This window comes from Fodinibius sp. AD559, from assembly GCF_052712805.1.
In genome coordinates, this window is the sequence record NZ_JBQPVW010000003.1 from 107,997 (window position 1) to 127,644 (window position 19,648).

23 protein-coding genes are annotated in these 19,648 nt (G+C 43.1%); 12 read left to right on the forward strand and 11 right to left on the reverse strand.

The genetic code is table 11. From position 1 onward, the window contains the following. Positions 1–75: 75 nt before the first annotated feature. The 5 genes from ACQ4LT_RS06205 to crcB all read left to right on the forward strand — a co-directional run bounded on the left by ACQ4LT_RS06205 (position 76) and on the right by crcB (position 4,105). Positions 76–1,341 carry a M14 family metallopeptidase gene (locus ACQ4LT_RS06205; protein WP_445665164.1) on the forward strand — a complete coding sequence of 422 codons (1,266 nt, stop codon included), beginning with the start codon at positions 76–78 and terminating at the stop codon, positions 1,339–1,341. Positions 1,342–1,542: 201 nt separating this feature from the next. Next, positions 1,543–2,457 (forward strand): cation diffusion facilitator family transporter, encoded by a 915-nt coding sequence (locus ACQ4LT_RS06210; RefSeq protein ID WP_445665165.1) that lies wholly within the window; start codon positions 1,543–1,545, stop codon positions 2,455–2,457. 18 nt (positions 2,458–2,475) lie between these two features. Beyond that, positions 2,476–3,066 carry an SCO family protein gene (locus ACQ4LT_RS06215; protein WP_445665166.1) on the forward strand — a complete coding sequence of 197 codons (591 nt, stop codon included), beginning with the start codon at positions 2,476–2,478 and terminating at the stop codon, positions 3,064–3,066. Beyond that, positions 3,063–3,545, forward strand: a complete 483-nt coding sequence (locus ACQ4LT_RS06220) for a copper chaperone PCu(A)C (protein ID WP_445665167.1) — start codon at positions 3,063–3,065, stop codon at positions 3,543–3,545. The genes ACQ4LT_RS06215 and ACQ4LT_RS06220 overlap by 4 nt, the downstream gene beginning before the upstream one ends. A gap of 191 nt (positions 3,546–3,736) precedes the next feature. Beyond that, the gene (crcB, locus tag ACQ4LT_RS06225) at positions 3,737–4,105 is read left to right on the forward strand and encodes a fluoride efflux transporter CrcB (RefSeq protein WP_445665168.1); all 369 of its coding nucleotides are present in this window, start codon (positions 3,737–3,739) and stop codon (positions 4,103–4,105) included. 105 nt (positions 4,106–4,210) lie between these two features. Here crcB and pafA read toward each other — a convergent pair whose 3' ends face one another. Next, complete coding sequence (gene pafA / locus ACQ4LT_RS06230; RefSeq protein ID WP_445665169.1) at positions 4,211–5,857, reverse strand: alkaline phosphatase PafA; 1,647 nt, start codon at positions 5,855–5,857, stop codon at positions 4,211–4,213. A 203-nt stretch (positions 5,858–6,060) separates the two neighbouring features. Between pafA and ACQ4LT_RS06235 the strand changes: the two genes are divergently transcribed. From ACQ4LT_RS06235 to ACQ4LT_RS06250, 4 genes are all read left to right on the forward strand, one after another. Further along, positions 6,061–6,447 (forward strand): hypothetical protein, encoded by a 387-nt coding sequence (locus ACQ4LT_RS06235; protein WP_445665170.1) that lies wholly within the window; start codon positions 6,061–6,063, stop codon positions 6,445–6,447. Positions 6,448–6,536: 89 nt separating this feature from the next. Beyond that, positions 6,537–6,779 (forward strand): hypothetical protein, encoded by a 243-nt coding sequence (locus ACQ4LT_RS06240; protein WP_445665171.1) that lies wholly within the window; start codon positions 6,537–6,539, stop codon positions 6,777–6,779. A 14-nt stretch (positions 6,780–6,793) separates the two neighbouring features. Further along, positions 6,794–7,366, forward strand: a complete 573-nt coding sequence (locus ACQ4LT_RS06245; RefSeq protein WP_445665172.1) for a TlpA disulfide reductase family protein — start codon at positions 6,794–6,796, stop codon at positions 7,364–7,366. An 18-nt stretch (positions 7,367–7,384) separates the two neighbouring features. Continuing rightward, positions 7,385–8,008 carry a TlpA family protein disulfide reductase gene (locus ACQ4LT_RS06250; protein WP_445665173.1) on the forward strand — a complete coding sequence of 208 codons (624 nt, stop codon included), beginning with the start codon at positions 7,385–7,387 and terminating at the stop codon, positions 8,006–8,008. 10 nt (positions 8,009–8,018) lie between these two features. Here ACQ4LT_RS06250 and ACQ4LT_RS06255 read toward each other — a convergent pair whose 3' ends face one another. After that, positions 8,019–8,477 carry a methyltransferase family protein gene (locus ACQ4LT_RS06255; protein WP_445665174.1) on the reverse strand — a complete coding sequence of 153 codons (459 nt, stop codon included), beginning with the start codon at positions 8,475–8,477 and terminating at the stop codon, positions 8,019–8,021. Between the two features lie 117 nt (positions 8,478–8,594). On the opposite strand from ACQ4LT_RS06255, the gene ACQ4LT_RS06260 reads away from it, so the two are divergent. Continuing rightward, positions 8,595–9,215: a class I SAM-dependent methyltransferase gene (locus tag ACQ4LT_RS06260; RefSeq protein WP_445665175.1), complete on the forward strand. Its 621-nt coding sequence runs from the start codon at positions 8,595–8,597 to the stop codon at positions 9,213–9,215. A 99-nt stretch (positions 9,216–9,314) separates the two neighbouring features. On the opposite strand, the gene ACQ4LT_RS06265 is transcribed toward ACQ4LT_RS06260, so the two are convergent. The 9 genes from ACQ4LT_RS06265 to ACQ4LT_RS06305 all read right to left on the reverse strand — a co-directional run bounded on the left by ACQ4LT_RS06265 (position 9,315) and on the right by ACQ4LT_RS06305 (position 18,268). Next, positions 9,315–9,710 (reverse strand): rhodanese-like domain-containing protein, encoded by a 396-nt coding sequence (locus ACQ4LT_RS06265; RefSeq protein ID WP_445665176.1) that lies wholly within the window; start codon positions 9,708–9,710, stop codon positions 9,315–9,317. A gap of 26 nt (positions 9,711–9,736) precedes the next feature. Then, positions 9,737–10,123, reverse strand: a complete 387-nt coding sequence (locus tag ACQ4LT_RS06270) for a rhodanese-like domain-containing protein (RefSeq protein ID WP_445665177.1) — start codon at positions 10,121–10,123, stop codon at positions 9,737–9,739. A gap of 28 nt (positions 10,124–10,151) precedes the next feature. Further along, complete coding sequence (locus ACQ4LT_RS06275) at positions 10,152–10,910, reverse strand: sulfite exporter TauE/SafE family protein (protein WP_445665178.1); 759 nt, start codon at positions 10,908–10,910, stop codon at positions 10,152–10,154. 185 nt (positions 10,911–11,095) lie between these two features. Continuing rightward, positions 11,096–11,353 carry a YgaP family membrane protein gene (locus tag ACQ4LT_RS06280; RefSeq protein ID WP_445665179.1) on the reverse strand — a complete coding sequence of 86 codons (258 nt, stop codon included), beginning with the start codon at positions 11,351–11,353 and terminating at the stop codon, positions 11,096–11,098. A gap of 302 nt (positions 11,354–11,655) precedes the next feature. After that, positions 11,656–11,967, reverse strand: a complete 312-nt coding sequence (locus ACQ4LT_RS06285) for a hypothetical protein (protein ID WP_445665180.1) — start codon at positions 11,965–11,967, stop codon at positions 11,656–11,658. Between the two features lie 75 nt (positions 11,968–12,042). After that, positions 12,043–15,267, reverse strand: a complete 3,225-nt coding sequence (locus tag ACQ4LT_RS06290) for an efflux RND transporter permease subunit (protein ID WP_445665181.1) — start codon at positions 15,265–15,267, stop codon at positions 12,043–12,045. 25 nt (positions 15,268–15,292) lie between these two features. Then, on the reverse strand, positions 15,293–16,387 hold the full coding sequence (locus tag ACQ4LT_RS06295) for an efflux RND transporter periplasmic adaptor subunit (RefSeq protein WP_445665182.1): 1,095 nt from the start codon (positions 16,385–16,387) through the stop codon (positions 15,293–15,295). Between the two features lie 37 nt (positions 16,388–16,424). Then, positions 16,425–17,789, reverse strand: a complete 1,365-nt coding sequence (locus ACQ4LT_RS06300) for a TolC family protein (RefSeq protein WP_445665183.1) — start codon at positions 17,787–17,789, stop codon at positions 16,425–16,427. 92 nt (positions 17,790–17,881) lie between these two features. Continuing rightward, positions 17,882–18,268 carry a DUF302 domain-containing protein gene (locus ACQ4LT_RS06305; protein ID WP_445665184.1) on the reverse strand — a complete coding sequence of 129 codons (387 nt, stop codon included), beginning with the start codon at positions 18,266–18,268 and terminating at the stop codon, positions 17,882–17,884. Between the two features lie 251 nt (positions 18,269–18,519). Between ACQ4LT_RS06305 and ACQ4LT_RS06310 the strand changes: the two genes are divergently transcribed. Further along, positions 18,520–19,329: a GntR family transcriptional regulator gene (locus ACQ4LT_RS06310; protein ID WP_445665185.1), complete on the forward strand. Its 810-nt coding sequence runs from the start codon at positions 18,520–18,522 to the stop codon at positions 19,327–19,329. 28 nt (positions 19,330–19,357) lie between these two features. Beyond that, positions 19,358–19,561: a YgaP family membrane protein gene (locus ACQ4LT_RS06315; RefSeq protein ID WP_445665186.1), complete on the forward strand. Its 204-nt coding sequence runs from the start codon at positions 19,358–19,360 to the stop codon at positions 19,559–19,561. The last annotated feature ends 87 nt before the right edge of the window (positions 19,562–19,648 follow it).

The window sequence follows — 19,648 nt, forward strand, 5'->3', positions numbered from 1 at the left end:
ATCCGACAATGATTTTAAGTATTTTGAATATTACTTTCGACCTCTGTGCCAAAAAACAACAATAAATCGTTCGCTATGGAAAATCCCATAAACACAATTTCTTCGATCACTGTTTTCCTGCTTATTTTACTTCTTATAGGATGCTCAACCTCCGAAGAGTTTTCGGGCTATTCCTACGATCCCAAAGACGTTACCGAAACTTCTGATAAAGAAACCAACCCCCATTATACCCGAGTTATTGGCGTTAATGACGGCAAAATATGGGTCAGCAACGATTTTCCGGGCGCGCGAATGAACGATTTCTATCAAGTCAACGACTCGCTGTACCGCGTCGCCATCAAACCGGAACGCGATGCTATTAACAACAGTCCCTGGTATGCATTCCAGATCTGGAGCGTTGAACCCGATACCATCAAATTACAGCTGGATTATGAACACGGGGACCACCGGTATATTCCCAAGTTAAGTAAAGACAGTCGGCATTGGCAGCGTATCGACAGCACAAATTATTCCGCAGATACTACCCGGGGTACAGCCACTCTTACCCTTAATCTCGAACGAAAACCACTTTGGGTTTCAGCGCAGGAGCTTTTTACCTGGAATGATTATAAAGCATGGGCCGACTCATTGACAAAAAAATCATTTATTTCACAAGATACCGTCGGATTTTCACACAATAACCACCCAATTATCAAGCTAAATATCAGTGAAACAAATACCGATGAGCCACGCGGCGTGATGATCATTACCGGACGCCTACATCCTCCCGAAGTTACTGGCGCACTTGGGACAGAAGCATTTATTAATGAACTCGCTTCCGATACTGAACTGGCTAAAAAGTTCCGGAACAATTTTGAAATCTGGGCGTATCCATTTGCAAATCCCGACGGCGTACAGCAAGGGCACTGGCGCTATAATGCGCGTGGAGTAGATCTCAACCGCGACTGGGAACATTTCAAACAACCCGAAACACGTGCTATCCGAAATGACCTCCTTCCATTAAAAAATGATAGTCTCCGCAAAGTCTATTACGGTATTGATTTCCACTCAACGGACGAAAACATTTTTTATCCTATTAATCGAGAGGAAAAAACTTTTCCAGACGATTTCACTTATCAGTGGATCGATTCCCTAAAAAAAGAGTTTCCAGAATATCCGATTGAGGTGGAACCTTTCCCGCCCAATTCCCCTATCACCAAAAACTGGATTTTCCACACCTTCGGCGCCGATGCCGTCACTTACGAGACCAGCGATGAGGCCCCCCGAGACAGTATGCGAACGGTTACGCGGGAAAGTGCTCGTATAATTATGGAGCAGCTGATTGAAGAACAGAAACAATAAAGATACTGGAATGCGTCAGTAGTGACACAGCGCGCCGAATTAAATGCCCGGCACTTTTTAAGTGCCGGGCATTTATCCCTGATAAAAGACAGCACTATATAATATTATTCATGATTTCTTTATCTTCGATTGCTATAATCAGCATTATTAAATTACGGGAGTTCAACTCCCTTCAAGCCAACTGAGCTTTCATAAAAATCGATGGCACATTCTCACGACCACGGACATCATCATCACGGCAAAGATCAAACCGAGGGACGTCTGTGGATCTCCATTATTCTCAATTTTATTATTACCGTTGCTGAATTTATTGGCGGTCTTATATCCGGCAGTCTGGCACTGCTCTCTGATGCCCTACACAATTTAAATGACACTACTTCGCTGGGTATAAGCCTGGTAGCCCGAAAGATTTCCAAGAAAGAAGCCAACCGCGACAAAACCTTCGGCTACAAGCGCGCTGAGATCATCGGGGCATTCATCAATCTCATTACACTCGTCATCATTGCCCTCTTTCTAATCAAAGAAGGCGTTGAGCGGTTCTACAATCCCCAGCCCATCGATGGCATGGTAATGTTCATCGTGGCCATTATTGGTCTGCTGGGTAATGTCATAACCGCCATCCTGCTGTACCGCGATTCTACTGAAAATCTAAATCTTCGCAGTGCCTATATTCATATTCTGTCTGATGCTTTTTCATCAGTAGGCGTCATTATCGCCGGCCTGCTCATCCTCTGGTATCAAATATATATCATCGATACCATCCTCACCCTTATTATTGCTGGATATATTCTCTGGCATAGTTATTATATGCTGCGTCAAACCATCAATATTTTGATGGAAAGCACCCCGGCTGACATCAAAATTCCAAATGTTCAACAGGCTATGGCAAAAGTCAACGGTGTGCTCGATATTCATCACCTGCATGTTTGGCGACTCGACGAAAAAAATATCCTGTTAGAAAGTCACGTTGTCATCGACGAAGACAATATGGGGCAAATGGAATCCATAAAATCATCGCTCAAAGATCTTCTAAGCACCGATTTTGATATCCACCACTCCACCCTCGAATTCGAACTTGAACCCTGTGAAGAACACCACGAAAGTCCCTGCAACTAAATACCAGGTCAACTAACTATGAGCTCGACACTTAAATCACTATTTGCCGCTATTTTTATTATTGCCATTATCTCCGCATGTGATGGCCCAGACCCGCTGTACGACCTCAGCGGTGATACTTTTCAACTCCGCAACTCCGACAGCACCCAAGTCAATTTTCCCGGCGACTTTAAAGGTGACATCTCACTCATCACCTTCATCTACACCAACTGCCCCGACGTGTGCCCTGTTATTACTGCCAACATGACCAATATACAGCGTAAGCTCGACGACACCACGGGTGTCAACTTCATAGAAATAACCTTTGACCCCGAGCGCGACACGCCCTCAGCCCTCAAAGAATATCGCGATCTATATGGACTCAATAATCAATTTACCATGCTCACCAGCCACCCGAACAGTAGTGATGTACTGCTCGATAAGCTCGATATTGTCGCCCAAAAAGTTATTGTAGACTCCCTCGGTTATGACAGCACCAACTACGCCATGCGTCACTCCAATACCCTTTACCTGATGGATCGCGACGGCTACATTCGCGCCGAATATCCCGCGCACCGCGTCACCCCCGAACATGTTAAAGACGATATCAATTACCTCCGATCAGAATGAAATATATACAACACTTACTACTATTATTACTATCAGGCTTCTTCCTTTTTTTGGGATGTGGTTCTGAGTCGAATTCTTCGAACGAATCCAATTCAAAGCAAGAAGTCGTTCTCGGAAAAATAACCCTCGACAACGTCTGGGCACGTCCCGGCTCACAACAGGGCAAAAGCGCTGCATACCTCCGCATCTCCAACGGCACAGCCGCCGCCGATACGCTTTTATCATTCCACAGTAATGCCGCCGAAAGCGTAGAACTGCATGAATCTATTGAACATGATGACGGCACTACCAGCATGCAACCGGCCGGACAACAAATAATTCAAGATGGAGAAAAACTCCTGCTCCAACCCGGAGGACTACACCTCATGCTCATCAATTTAAACAGAGATATTACCGTGGACGACTCCCTGCAAATTTCCCTGGAATTTGCCCGTGTTGGCACCGTAACAACTACTGCTCCCGTTCAAATACAGAATTAGTTTGTGTAGTAGTGACACAGTGCATCGTGTCACTACTACAAATTCTACTTGCCTAATTAACAATAAATATTCGTGTCACCCTCAATTTATTTCAATATGTACGTATCCAAACAGATAATTATAGATGCTGAAACAAGTTCAGCATGACACGTTCTCAAAATTAAAAGGATTAATCTGACAGGAATTATCACATGCTTCAATCCATATTAGCAGTCGGTATCGGAGGATTTTTCGGTAGTATCTTTCGTTATCTTATAAGTCATTACATAAACATCAGCGCCCAATCTACGTTCCCTTTTGGCACGCTTACTGTCAACATCCTTGGCTCATTTCTGATTGGAATCATTATTGCGGCCGCACTCGAAGGCGATCTCAACAAATCCATGCGCCTACTTTTAGCCACCGGATTTTGTGGTGGATTCACGACCTTCTCCTCATTTTCCTACGAATTCTTTTCCCTGCTACAGCACGAACAAATCGGCTACGCTTTTTTATATGCTGCTTCCAGCTTTGTATTGGGATTGGCTTTTGTCTGGCTGGGCTTTTATCTCATCAAATAAAAAAGGACGGGATAACATCCCGTCCCATAAAATTGCACTACTTCGGCTACCCACACCTAAACTAAAAACACCTATCGCGCAAGCATCCACTTGTGCAATTAACCATCACTTTTTGAACTGTAGAATATTCGCTTCAGAACCGCTGGGCAGAGGAATATTCAACATATTCGAAATCGTCGGAGCAATTTGAGGAATAGCTGTCTTTCTGCTGGTTTCGCCCTGAGGCACATTCCATCCGTAAAAAATAAGGGGTACATGCGTATCATAATTATAAGGAGATCCATGTGACGTACCCGTCGGATAATCCGTATCCAGCCAGCCCGACTTCAGCTGAATAAATATATCTCCAGATCGATCATACATAAAACCGCGTTGATACATAGCTTGCTGACCGCGGTCAAAGTTTTTGTATTGAAAATTATGTGCAGTATTTGTGGACAGTACGCCTTCAAACTGCAGCAAAAAATCGGCGGCTTTATCTTGGACCACTTTCAACGATAAACCGTTTTTTTCTACCAACTTACGATCGAGATAAATCTGCTGATTAGTATAATCTTCAATCCATTCTTCATCTCCGAATTCATTTTTTAAATATTGCGAAAGCTCCTTAACAGCTGTATCACTGTCAAAATATCCACCGGGAAGATTTTTATCGATCAGCTCTTGCGGCACATCTACCACACCGTGATCGGAGGTCAACACTACTAAATAATTTCCTTTACCTATTTCTCGGTCAAGATAGTCGAGTATATCGGCAATGTTGCGATCTAAGCGCAGGTAAGTATCCTGCAGTTCAATTGAGTGAGGACCGTACCGATGCCCTACATAATCGGTGGAAGAAAAACTCACACCCAGAAAGTCAGTTGCATCACCTGATCCCAAATCTTCACCTTCAATCGCTGATTTAGCCAGTTCTGCAATCAACGTATTGCCAAAGGGAGTGGAATTAACAATTCCGTATTCGTCTCCTCGGTTAGCTGCCAGATCATGCGGAAAGACCGGCGCATCTTCATTTTCAAATGTCGCCTCATAAGGAGTGTCATCGGCATTGCTTTCGGTATATTCCTCAATCGGTAGCAATGTTTCCCACGTGCTATTAGCAAACTCTTTGGCTAAGCCCTCTTCATTAAAATTTTGCACCCATTTCGGAAGCTCAGAAACGTACCAAGAACTGCTTACAAATTTTCCTGTTTCACCTTCATACCAATAAGCGGCGTCGCCAAGGTGCCCGGCCGCAAGCACTGCCCCGCGGTCTTTGGATGAAATACCGATCACCTTGCTTTCAGAACTGGCAGACTTCAACTCATCCGTAACGGTCGTACTCAACAAATTTCGTGGCGACATTTTCTCAGCATCGCTATCAGTCCCAACCGGCGAAACCGTAGAATCAGAAACAACATACATACTTCTGTCGATACTGCGATCATACCAAGAATTACCGACAATACCGTTTACCGATGGAGTAGCTCCTGTATAAATGGCAGCATGCCCGGGTCCGGTAAAAGTGGGGAAATAATTAAAATGGTTATTATTAAAGTTAAAACCCTGTTTCACCAAACGCTTAAAACCATCGTCTTCAAACTTATCCCAGTACAGCGGGATATAATCGTACCGCAGCTGATCAACAACAATATTCACTATCAGCTTGGGACTATCAGCTGCTGATTGCGTATTTTGTTGCTGCGTCCAGCCCGTTTGGACAAGAATCATCAACATTAAAAAAGTACCGCAAATGGTTCTGATAAATTTCATAGATCGCCTGTTTTTTTGATTACATTATCTGAGGCCAAAAAGTAACTTCTTTTTAGTAATTATCGAATTATGATTCTGTAAAATAATTTAAGCCCATCAGTGTTATAAAAAGCAATGTTCTCATTAATCATCGATAGATAAAGAACAGCATTTTTAATACCTTTATATCTGATTTTTACAGAATCTAAACAACAAACTGCCCAGTGATTAACGCCATAAAGCATATTTTCTTATTCGCGCTTATTTTTGCGGTAGGCAGTGCCATATCTCAGCAAAATATAGCACAATTTGGTAATATTGGCAGTTCTGAATCAGGTTCAAAAACGCTTTGTCAACAGCTTACCAACGGAAGCATATCTAATCCATCCGGCAAAGTTGATCCGCTTTTTGAACATACTTCTAAATCGAATACCGATGATGCACAGCCTAAAACCATTACAAGCTGTAACTCAATGCTGAATATTCTTCCGGCGGAAAGCAATTTTGTTTTCAATCCTGGCGAACAACAACTAAATACCGGCTTTCGTAACACCGTACTCTCCTCTCAAACATTTGTATTTCAAGAACCTGATCCCCCTCGGCTCGGTTGATCTTTATCTTTACAGAACCCCTTTTCACGATATTTTAAAAAACACAGGTAGTGGATCCTCTCCCTGTATATCAAAGATCAACCAAGCTCATGCCTCATTTTAAACAACGCAAAGAACTTCTCGCTCTGGTTGCAGTCATTATCCTACTTGGTATTGCCGGCTATGATTTATTCAGCGAACAACAGGATAACGCTGCAATCGTTAATTCCGGTAAGATGATTGATCCCACAATTATAAGCGGCCGAGCAGCTTGTGAGGTTCCCATTCCGGATATATCCAAGCGAACACAATCTCAACAACCTGCCTTCGAGGCAAAAGAAATTTCCAACTAAGAATTTAATTAATCATGAATTTCTCTCGATTTTCAACAAATTTATTTTTCATTATCCCAATAACCCTGTCAATAATTGCGTGCGGCACCCCAAATGAACGGGCCTCTGCTGATAATGCACAAACAGCTACAGAACAAGCTGCCAACACCCAGAACTCATCCCAACAAGAATTTAAAGAAGCTCCTGATTTTACCCTCGAAACCATGGAGGGCAATACCTTTACCCTCTCTGACCATAAAGGAAAAGTAGTGGTACTTAATTTCTGGGCGACATGGTGTGGCCCTTGCCGTGAAGAAATTCCTGACTTTATGGAGCTCTACAAAGAGATGAAAGACGACGGAGTACTATTTGCCGGCGTTTCTCTTGATGAGGAGGGTTGGGAAAAGGTTCGCCCCTATGCCAATGATATGGGCATAAATTATCCTATAATGGTTGATGATGGCAATGTATCCCGTCAATACGGTCCTATTCGAGCAATTCCAACAACGTTAATCATCAATAAAAAAGGCCAAGTAGAATATGTAGCGCCTGGCATGCTTACAAAAGAAAAACTAAAACCCATACTCACTAAACTGGCCAATCGGTAATCTGAAATTTTAACATTTATGACTTCTACACAAAAAGAAAAAAACAGTAATTCATGGAAACGAAGCCTTATTGAGTGGGGCGTAATATTTACAATTGGAGCTGTTCTTTATGCTACAGGATTGCATACCGAAGTACTTGGTACTATGCAGCGGGCTATGCTGTGGACCGGCTTTTTTGATGCCGATACCTCCCAGATTGCCACTACTGATGGACCGATGCTCTCCGATTCGGACTATCGATTTACCATGGAAACATCGGATAGCCAAACCGCTTCACTGAGTGATTTTCGCGGTGACGTCGTCTTCGTAAATGTTTGGGCTTCGTGGTGTCCGCCCTGTGTAGCCGAAATGCCTACTATCGAGACCCTCTACGATAATGTTAGCAGTCACGATAATATAAAGTTCATTTTACTTTCGATGGATGAAGAGCACCAAAAAGCAGTCGATTTTATGGAGGATAAAGAATTTTCCATGCCCTACTATTTTCCCGCTTCCAGTTTGCCAACGCAGTTTCGCAGCCAGTACTTACCCACTACTTATATCATGTCTAAAAAGGGACAGATCATCTATAAAAAGGAAGGTATTGCCGATTATAGCTCAACAAATTTTGCGCAATGGATGATCGAACTGGCTGAGAAATAATGGACTGTAATTACAACCATCGACGCACCTCGGATTTATACTTTTGGTATTTCTCTCCGAATTTTTCATCCATCACCCTTTCCTCGGGAGCAATCTGAAACCGATTTATATATATCAAAAATAATGGAATGACCACAAAAGTCAGCATGTTACCCAGATAAAATCCGTATCCAATCAGAATCATTAATAATCCCACATACATCGGGTTTCGCGAAATGCTGTAAATGCCGCTTGTGACAAGATTACTCGCTTTATTTGGTTTGTGGGGATCTATGGAAGTGGAATATTTGTAAAACTGAATAAGGCCGACCAAGCCAAATATTCCTCCTATTCCCAAAAAGATAAAGCTTACCCATAATATTTTACCAAATGTGGCCCAGCCGAAAGCAAGATATATATCAATCCACCACATAACTATAGCGATAATTAGTGTAACAACTGCAGGTGGTATTTTAAGCTCTAATTTCATTGGTTATTCATGTTATTTTTTTAACTATAAGTGTTGTAAACTTAATAAAAAGACTGATCCAAACAGCACTAACATTTAGTAAAAAACAAAGCCACAACAATAAAATATTACTTACTCATGCGTACCGCACAAGAGGCTAAACAATTCTGGGATGATCGCTATTCGAGCGGCAATTATATCTACGGGACACAGCCCAACCGCTTTTTTAAGAATCAACTTGATGAGCTGAAACCCGGACGGCTGCTCTTACCGGCTGAAGGGGAAGGACGTAATGCTATTTATGCATCTCGAGAAGGCTGGAATGTTGATGCTTTTGATATCAGTGAAAAAGGACGCAAAAAAGCCTTAGAGCTGGCCAAGCGTAATCACGTAACCATCAATTATTCCATCAGCAGATTTGAAGAGTTTGAAATTGATGCCGAATCTTATGATGCCATTGCCCTTGTTTACGCACATCTGCATAAATCGAAAAGAAGAGGCATCCACCAAAAGCTTATAACGGGCTTAAAACCGGGAGGCCACCTAATTCTGGAAGCCTTTTCAAAAGAGCAGCTGGATAATGATTCCGGTGGGCCACAAGATCTTGATATGCTTTATGATTTAGATGAGCTGCGCAAGGATTTTGAGGAACTTCAAATTAAACATGCCGACTCTACAGAAATTGAGCTAACAGAAGGAATGCACCACGAGGGGACTGCTAACGTTATCCGAATTTTGGCAATAAAACCAGAAAGTTAACTTTGAGTCTATAAAAAGTACCGAAAGCATTTAAATCTCGTGACTAAATACAGGATAGTCACGAGGTTTAAAAATGAACAATAACTTCTAAATTAATTACTACTTGCTACTCTCCACTCCCGCATCTACCAGTTCCTGGAAACCGCCGATATTATAAACATTCTCAAACCCGTTTTTCTTCATCAGATCTGCGGCCTGACCACTTCGATTACCCGTTCGGCAATAAAGATAATAGGTTTCTTCTTTGTCAAGCGAATCCACGGAAGATTCAAAATCACCATTTAGTAAATTAAGTTGGTGGTCAACTTCGGCCAAATGTCCCTGATCGTATTCTTTTTGGGTTCGTACATCGATAACTACACCCGGCGTTTCGTCAACTTTTTCCAAGAACTGCTCGGCACTTATCCGGGTGCTGTCCCCTTCGCTTTGTGCGCAAGCCTGTGCTACAAAAAGTGACATCATTGCTATTAATCCAAGAGTAAATAAACGTCTCATTATAAATTAATTTATTTATACATTAGTTATTCCTTTTCAAACCCGGCATTAACCAAGTTCTGCAACCCACCTACATTATACACATTTTCGAAGCCATTTCGTTTCATAACCTGTGATGCTCGTCCGCTGCGTGATCCCGTCCGGCAATACAAAAAGTAGTTTTTATCCTTATCCAATGTTTCGATTTTCTCTTCAAAATCAGATGCCGAAATATCAAAGTTGTAATCCGTCTTTTTAAGACGGGCATTATTATATTCACTCTTCGTTCGGACATCAATTATCTCTCCCGACTCCTCTTTTAATAACTCTTTAAACTTTTGGGGTGGTATCATGTTTTTAGAATTTTTCAACTTATTGAGATAAAAAAGTGCCACCGCAACACCTACTAAAATAATTACTGTTAATGCATCCATTATTTATTAAACACTTTAGATTTCATTTTTAAATATTCATCAAGATCATGTATCCGCCCATCAAAACAAGAAAGCCAGCAAAACCTTTTTTGAGTCGTTTGTTGGATATTCTGCCTGCCATCTTGTTGCCAATCAAACTACCTACCGCACCAATTAAACTAAAAACCAACACCAGTTGCCAATTCATACTCATGTTCAGTCCATCAAGAACATCAAGGTATTTATAAAACCCGCTAAAGCTCTTCAGAGCAATAATCAAGAGACTCGTTCCTACAGCTAATCCCATTGGTAATCCGCCTAATAACACCAAGGCGGGGACAATCAAAAAGCCACCGCCTACGCCAACCAATCCCGTCAGAATTCCTACTGCAATCCCTTCAAGCACGATTTTCCACCAGGCATGCGAAATTTCAATTTTGCCAGCCGGGTTTAAATTATTCTTGTCTCGAAACATCATAACAGCAGCAATAAGCATCACAACAGCGAATAGTAACAACTGAAATCTACCGGAGACAAATTCAGCAATCATCGCGCCGCCATAGGTTCCCGCCATGCCCGGCACCCCAAATAAAATTACGCTGCGCCAGTGTACTTTTTGCTTTAAGGCATATGGTATAAAACCAGCAAAACTAATAGCACCCACGATGCCAAGTGATTCAGCAATCGCCACTTTTTCTGATTCACCTGCCAGGTAAACAAGCACCGGAACAGTCAATATAGAACCGCCCGATCCCAGCAGACCCAGCGAAAGCCCTACCAATAACGCCCCAATCCATGATAATATCATAATAGACCTAATATACAATTAATTCGGATGGCCGGCTATCAACCGACCATCCGCAGGTTAGGGGATCTATCAAAAAAACAGAGGTATAGCCGGATGGCTATACGCTCTGCTTGTGCTTCGCAAATTCTTTCTCTTTTAGCATAAAAGCCGTCATTATAAAACCCACAACCTGATTTTTTCAGTCGTTAGTTATTGGCTTTTGCTCCGCTTTGGGAATTATCGTCCACCGCAATACCCAGCTTGGTAAAAATCTGTTCGGCCAGGCACCAGTTTGTAAAAGAGGACTGGAATAAATTGAGCCCCACAAACAGGGTTAACAAAAACCAGTAGGGACTTACAAAATATCCCAACGCTAAACTTACCGTTACAATGGTACCGGCCAGCATTCGTATTGCTCGTTCCATAGGCCGCATTGTTGAACAACTTGGATCTTGATTACTCATAATATTGCTTTGTTAAATTTTAAAATTAATTACGTTGCACGCGCTTATCAGTTAGTATTTATTTTAAACCATCTAATTCTCAGTCAATCCTCCTGTCCTCCTTCTCCAAGGAGGAACTCATTAAGTCCACTGATGGATCATTATCGCTTTTGGTAACGAACCTCCGAAAAGTCCATCTTGCGTGCCCGAGTCATTCGGTGGGCGAACAGGGATTTAGCTTGCTCTACAAAGCCTTGTGCGTAGTAGAGGGAGATTGAATATTTGAAAAAAGAAAACTGAGTTACTTTTAACCGGTAAGCGATTTATGCTGATTCTTCTACGCTCAGCGAATAGGCGTGCAGCGGATTTTGTTTTTCTGCACCGGTCTCCTTGTTATACGCTTTTACTTCATCGATAACCCGCTTAACACACTCCTCATTCTGAATGGAAAAAAACAATGAGGAGTAAATACCGTGCTCGTCACCTGCAAACCAGTTTGTGATCTCCGGCTGATGTTTGTCAGTCCTAAAACCGTGTACTTCTGTTTCGCTGTAAATTGGAACCTTCTGTCGCGCTAAAATTTTGCGCACATCATCGGTGTACTCTTCGATACTAAGTATGATTAATAGCTTCATAATATGATATTTTTGATTATTGATAATCACGGCCGGGTTCACAATTCAATACCCGACCGCAGCACCTGCTTAATCTTACGTTTGTTCTCCTTTGAGCTCCTTCACTTTGTTCTCTACCATAAAGTAGATCAACGGTATCATTACCAGCGTTAATGCTGTAGATGCTACCGCACCGCCCATCAGCGAAATTGCCAGTCCCTGAAATATCGGATCAAACAGGATTACGACTGCCCCAATGACCACGGTACCGGCCGTCAACAGAATAGGCATGCTACGCACGGCCCCGGCTTCGATTACCGCCTGTTTGAGTGATTCGCCGTCATCAAGCCGTATATTGATAAAGTCGATCAGCAAGACGGAGTTTCGTACCATAATACCGGCCAGTGCAATCATCCCGATCATGGACGTTGCCGTAAAAAAGGCACCCAGCACCCAGTGACCCACGAGAATACCAATCAACGAAAGCGGGATGGCAATCATCATAATGATGGGCACTTTGAAATCCTGGAACCATCCGATGATCAGCATGTAGATAATCACCAACACAACGGCGAAGGCAATTCCCAGGTCACGAAATACCTCGTAGGTAATCTGCCATTCACCGCCCCATTTAAGCGTATAATCATCTGTCATAAACGGCTGTCCGGCAAAAATCTGCGACAGATTATAGCCTTCCGGCATTTCAATATCGGCAATCTCATCACCGGTATCGAGCAAGGCATAAACCGGACTTTCAATTTCGCCCGCAACTTCAGCCAGCACATACGTTACGCGCCGCTGATTTTTGCGGTGGATACTGGTATCAAGTGTATCCTCGCTCACAGTTACCAAATCAGCCACGGGAATCATTGCCCCTGATGCCGACCTCATGTGCAACTTCTTGAGTTTTTCAATATCAGAACGTTCGGCCTTAGGTAACTTCACCGTAATGGGCACTTCGTTCAATTCTTTTTCGCTGTAAAGACGTGATACATCCTTTCCGCGCAACGCCATCGTTACGGTCTGTACTACCTGCTTGGATGAGATGCCCGACATCATCGCCTTCTCGGTATTCACATCCAGCTTGTACTTGGTCTGCGGTGCTTCGACCATCCAGTCTACATCGACAATACCAGCTGTTTTTTCGAAAATATCCTTCACCCTGCTACCGACCCGCTTACGCTCATCGGTATCGGGACCGTAAATCTCGGCAACAATCGTAGACTGTACCGGAGGCCCGGGCGGCACCTCCACAACTTTAACATTGGCATTGTACTTTTCACCCACTTTTTGAACCATGGGACGAAGGCGTTTGGCAATGGCGTGGCTTTGATCGCTACGCTTGCCTTTATCAATCAGGTTCAGCTGGATATCCGCCACATTAGGGCCTTCCCGCAAGTCGTAATGCCGTACGAGCCCGTTAAAGTTAATCGGTGCATTATCACCGGCGTAAATCTGGTAGTCCTTAATTTCAGGGACATCCTTCAAACTCAAGCCTACCTCACGAGCAACCGCGTTGGTCCGCTCCAGCGTAGTACCTTCGGGCATATCGATAATTAGCTGTACCTCATTTTTGTTATCAAAGGGTAGCATTTTCACCTCTACCATTCGAAACACGAACAGTAGCATTGAGGCCAGAAGCAATACCGTTACTCCAATAATAAATACCCATCGCTTAAACGTACTTTCGATCAGCGGTTCCATAGTACGAGCATACCACTTGTAAATGAACGTCTCTTTAAGATCATACTCTTTGTCCTCTCCATTTTCGTCCTTCTCCGTATTACCGTGCGGCAGCAGTATATATGCCAGCCACGGAGTTATAACGAGAGCAACGATCAGAGAGAAAATCATCGCCAACGAAGCACCTATTGGCATAGGACTCATATAAGGCCCCATCAATCCCGATACAAAAGCCATCGGTAACACCGCCGAAATAACGGTAAACGTCGCCAGAATAGTCGGATTCCCAACCTCGCTGATCGAGGCGATAGCCGCCTGCTTGAGCGGGAGCTTCTTCATCTTAAAATGCCTGTGCATGTTTTCGGCTATAATAATCGAGTCGTCGACCACAATACCCGTCACAAAAACCAGAGCAAAGAGCGTAATCCGATTCAGGGTATAGCCGAACATGTAGTACAAAAAGAGGGTTAGCGCAAAGGTCACCGGCACCGACAGGAATACAACTAATGCACCCCGCCACCCCAATGCAAGAGCCACTACAAAAGTCACAGCCAGAATGGCAAACAACAAGTGTTCAAGGAGTGAGAAGACCTTGGCAGAAGCGCTCTTACCATAATTACGAGTGGTAGTAACATTCACATCCGCCGGGATAAGACTTCCATCAAGATTGTCTACTTTCCGTTGGATTTGTTCGGCAATCGCCATCGCATCCGCACCGGAGCGCTTGGCTATCGAGATAGTTACCGCGGGATATGACTCACCCGCATTTAAACCGGCTTGCTCTGCTTTTTGATGACCAACGCCATACGAGACATACTCAGAAGGCTCCTCCGGCCCATCCCGGATCTCAGCAATACTATGCAAGTAAATCGGATCTCCATTCTGCACATCTACGACGACGTTCCGCACCTCTTCGGCGGATTTAAAAAAGTCCCCGGTATCAACCAAGTACTCGGTATCGTTACTGCTAAATGATCCGGAAGAAAGTTCTTGATTTGCCGCCTGAATTTGTCCGACCACCTGCATCGGGTCAATACCATACGAGCCCATTTTATTCTTATCGAGATTCACCGAAACCTGTCGGCTTCGCCCACCGTGTATATCGGTCTGCGCTACATCCTCGATCTTTTTAATGTCCAAAGCTAACTCTTCGGCCATGCGACGCATTTCAAAATCGCTGTATCTATCGCTCCATAACGTCAATGTCATTATCGGGACGTCATCAATGGAACGGGTTTTCACCATGGGTTGAGTCGCACCCTCGGGAAACCGATCCATGTTTTTTATGATCTCATTGTAGAGCCGAACTAAACTGCGCTCTACATCTTCACCAACATAAAAGCGGGCTGAAACCATCGCCCGGTCGGGCATGGATGTAGAATACACATATTCTACTCCCTCAACATTTGATAGTACTTTCTCTAAGGGAATCGCAATATTCTTTTCCACCTCCTCGGGCGTAGCCCCGGGATAGCCGACAAAAATATCGGCCATCGGCACATCAATTTGTGGTTCTTCTTCGCGCGGGGTTAAGTACGTTCCGTAAAATCCCAGCGCCAGAAATACAATCATTAGCAAGGGCGTCAATTTTGAGTCTATAAACCCTTGTGCTACTTTTCCTGCAATTCCAGTCTTCATAATGGTATATCTAAATAATTTCTATTTATTGCGTATTCACTTTTCGACCTTCGCGTAGCGGCTGCTCAACTGAAGCTACATACGTTTCACCTTCCGATAATCCCGATAAGATCTCTACACCGTTGGCACTTTCGTCGCCAAGGCTAACCCAGCGAAGCACAATTTCAGAGTTATCAGTTAATGTATATAAACCCGTCAGCTGTCCGCGCTCAATAATGGCAGACTTGGGCACAACAATTGCACGATCACTCTCTGTTACCAATCCGACCTGGGCGAACATTCCTGATTTTATGTCTGCATTCTTTTCCAATTCGGGCAACATCACTTCAACAGCAAACTGTCGGCTACCGCGGTTACCGGACTGATTAATATTCTTAACTACGCCCGTCATACCCTTTTGACCAGCGGCCTTTATGTCCACTGTTACAGTATCATCATAATTGAAAAGCGAAATATTACTCTCGGGCACCGTTATTTTCACTTTCATAATTCCTTCCTGTTCAAGCGCAATAATAGGCTGTCCCGGTGAGGCCATATCTCCTTCGGTAGCCATCTTTGAGGCCACATATCCGTTAAAAGGAGCTGTCAACCTGGTATAATTGAGCATTTCTTCAATTTCTTGAAGTTTGCTCTCCGCAGTATTGACTTTGGACTTGGCCATTTCGTACTTGGTAGATATATCATCCAGCTCTTTTTTGGTCGCGCTGTTCTGCTCATACAAGTTCTTTATTCGATTATAATTGGTCTTTGCATTTTGCAGCGCCGCTTTGGCTGCCATCAGGTTTGATTCTACCTGATTCTTTTGTGCTTGTAGATTATCATCTTTAATCTGAATCAATACATCGCCCTTGCTGACGTAGTCTCCCTCTTCAAGATCAAGCTGGGTAATACGTCCCATTACTTTGGTACTCATATTAACCGTGCGATCACTACTTACCGTACCCGAAAAGTTGTGTGATGCCGTTCCCTGTACATATTCCGCGGCCTGAGTATCTACCGTTAAGGGCTCATCTTGCGCAGGCTTCTCACTTTCAGAAGAACTGCACGAGATCCCCATCAACATTAGCACTGCAAGTGCAGATAATAGTCTTCCTGATATGTTCATTATTCTATATTTCATTGTTCTATTTGTTTAGTTGTTAAAATCTTATAGAAAATTAGTAAGGCATTTCGCGCTCAAGCAGCAACTCCAGCGTTGCCACACTTAAATTATATTGATAAAGCGCATTTAATCGCTGCAACTTGCTTTGGAGCAGCTTGGTTTCTGCCCGCAGTAGATCAGTCGTTTTTTCCATCCCTTGCTCATAGCGATTATTTCGGATGCGAAAATCTTCTTCCGATTGCTCTACTGATGCCTCAGCAAACTGAAGCTGTTCTTGGGCCTGATTAAGTGAACGCTGTGCCTGCTGGATCTCCATCTTGTTTTTGAAAAGGCTGCTTTCATAAGCCAACTCTGCTTTTTTTAATCGGGCTTTTGATTCCATCACATTGCCCACATTTTTAAACCCTTTAAACAAATCCCACTTGAGCGTTGCCCCTACCATATAACTGTCACCCTGCATACCGAAGGGCACATCGTCATTAAATTCGTAGCTGCCAAACAGATTTATACTTGGAATAAAGTTGAACTTTGAGGATCGCTGCATCTCTTTCGCAGCCGACATCCGGTATTTCATAGCCTCAATTTTGGCATTGGTTGAATTTTCAGTATTAATCATTTCATCCGAAATACCGGGACGAATCTGCAAACTGTCCGTAGGCTCAATAGTGATATCTTCATCAATATTCAGCAGGTATCGAAAATTATCCTGCACCGTCTTTCGTTGGTCACGAACTTTTGACTGCCGACTTTTCAGTTCCAGCACCCGGACTTTCGCCGCCAGGTAATCGGCCTTGTTGATCATTCCCTGCTCGTAATAGTTCTTGGCCTGACGTTCATTTTCGCGCGCTACTTCAAGTGATTTCGTAATCACTTGGTCCTGCTTCTCCATTAATTGAAGCTGATAATAGGTATCTTTCACTTGGTAGCGGACATGCTGAATGGTCCCCTCCATCTGCTTTTTAGCCGCCTCTAACTGCTTTTTCACCGCTCGACGCTGAAAAATGGCATCCGCATTAAACAGCGGCTGCTGCGCCTTAAAAGTAGTGGTAAAGTTATCATAGGCATCAGGATCATTTAACCGCGTTGGATTAAAATCAGCCTGTGTCACCGCTTCCTGTTTTAACTTAAATCCGAAAACATTCAGCGGATCATTCGTTGAGATACCCGTCTCTTCTATAGAAAGCTGTGGCAAAAACGTGGCATTGGTTTGCCGATACTGCGATCGGGCTTTCTCCATATCGGCCTCGGCCATTCGAATTTCGAAACTGGCCTCTTCTGTAATAGCAAGCGCTTCCCGAAGGCTCATTTCCCGAACGTTCGTTGCATCAGTAGCATTTGACTGCGCCAGTACCGACTGAGTTATAAAAAGTAACAGTACTGCAAAAATCGGCCAGACATTTTTTATTCTTTTAATGTTCATTAGGGCTTATTGTTGGTTAAATATTTCTGCGGCTACTTATTGGCTAACCTTAAGTTCTCTTAACTATCTACATTGCGAAAGAGGGGATACCCCTACAGCCTGTCAATTACTTTTTGCAACCGTGATCGAACTTCATCTGCAATAGAAGGTAACTCCTCATTCTCAACCGCCTGCATCGAGGCCACCGGATTTACTGCAGAAACCTCTACCTGTCCGTCATCTTGCTCTTCAACAATTACATTACAAGGCAGCATCACTCCTATTTTATCTTCGGAGGTAAGCGCTTTGTGCGCAAACTCAGGGTTGCAAGCTCCCAAGATCCGGTATTTTTTAAAATCTACATCCAGCTTTTTCTTGAGGGTTTCTTTGACATCAATTTCTGTAAGAACACCGAACCCCTCTTCCTTCAATAATGCTGTTACGGTATCAATAGCTTCCTCAAATGACTGATCAGTTGTTGCAGAGTAAAAGTATTTCATAACACTGTTGGTTTGATTGTTTTTTGTTATGCATGAATATAGGGATAGAATTTATGGTTGTCAATACAAGTAGATACATATAACTAATTGTACTGATATATTTCCTCTATAAACAAGTATTAAGCCCCCTAACAGCATATAAATAATTTATAACTGGCCAATACAAGAAATTAACTTGTTATGACAGGTATTTGTATTATTGGGATTTTTCTTTAGTTTAAGGAAGAGTAATATTTAACAACGATGCGATTATGGAATTAAAAGAAGGAATCCCCTTACATAAGCAAATAAGTGACTGGCTGAAGCAGAAAATCGAAAGTGGGGCGTTAGAATCCGATGAAAAGCTCCCCTCGGAAAATGAGCTCAGCAGGAAGTTTGATGTAAGTCGCGTTACCGTTCGGCGGGCCCTGCAAACCCTTGAAAACGATCAGCTTATTTATCGCTGTCAGGGATTGGGATCGTTTGTTACCGATCAGCGTACGCATCAATCCTTTTCAATACTCAATGACTTTACCGAAGAGCTGGAGGGATCGGGCATGGAGGCAAGCTCTAAACTTATCTCCTTTGAACAAGTCGATATCGGTGATCGTAAAGATCTGCTTTCATATCTCAATATCAAAAACAAGACCATTGCTGTTCAATTAGAACGTGTTCGTCTGGGCGACGGCGAACCTATTGCCTACGATATCACCTGGATGCCCATCTTTTATGGTCAACTTATTGCGGATTATGACCTGGAAAAAAACACCATCTTTTCTATCCTTGAAGATGAATTTGATATCCCTATCGAAAAAGGATGCTATCGCATTGAAGCATCGATGGCAGACGGACCACTGGCCAAGCACTTAAATATAGATCCGCAAACACCGCTATTATTAATGAATCGTATCTCCTACACGATCGGAGAGAAACCGGTGTATTACCAAAAGCGATATTACCGGAACGATAAGATGGTGTTTGAACTTATGGCTGAAAGACAATCATCGAGGAATACAAATACCAACGACGAACTACCCTTTAAAGAAATGATTCCGGTTTTTAGACAAAACGATAATAAATAACTAACGCTAAATTAAAGAGGTATCCGTCATGAAAAAGAACATGGGAACGATTGATCGCGCTGTACGAACACTGCTGGCTATATTGGTGGGTATTCTATACTTCATGGATATAATTTCCGGAACCACTGCCGTAATTCTGGGAATATTTGCAATTATCTTTTTAACTACCAGCCTAATAAGTACCTGTCCCCTTTATATGCCGTTTGGACTATCAACTCGAAAACAAGAGTAATTTTTACATATACATTGCATTTAAACCTATAAGGCGACCTATAATGGTCGCCTTATTTATTACATCCTTTCCCACCTCCAAGCCTAT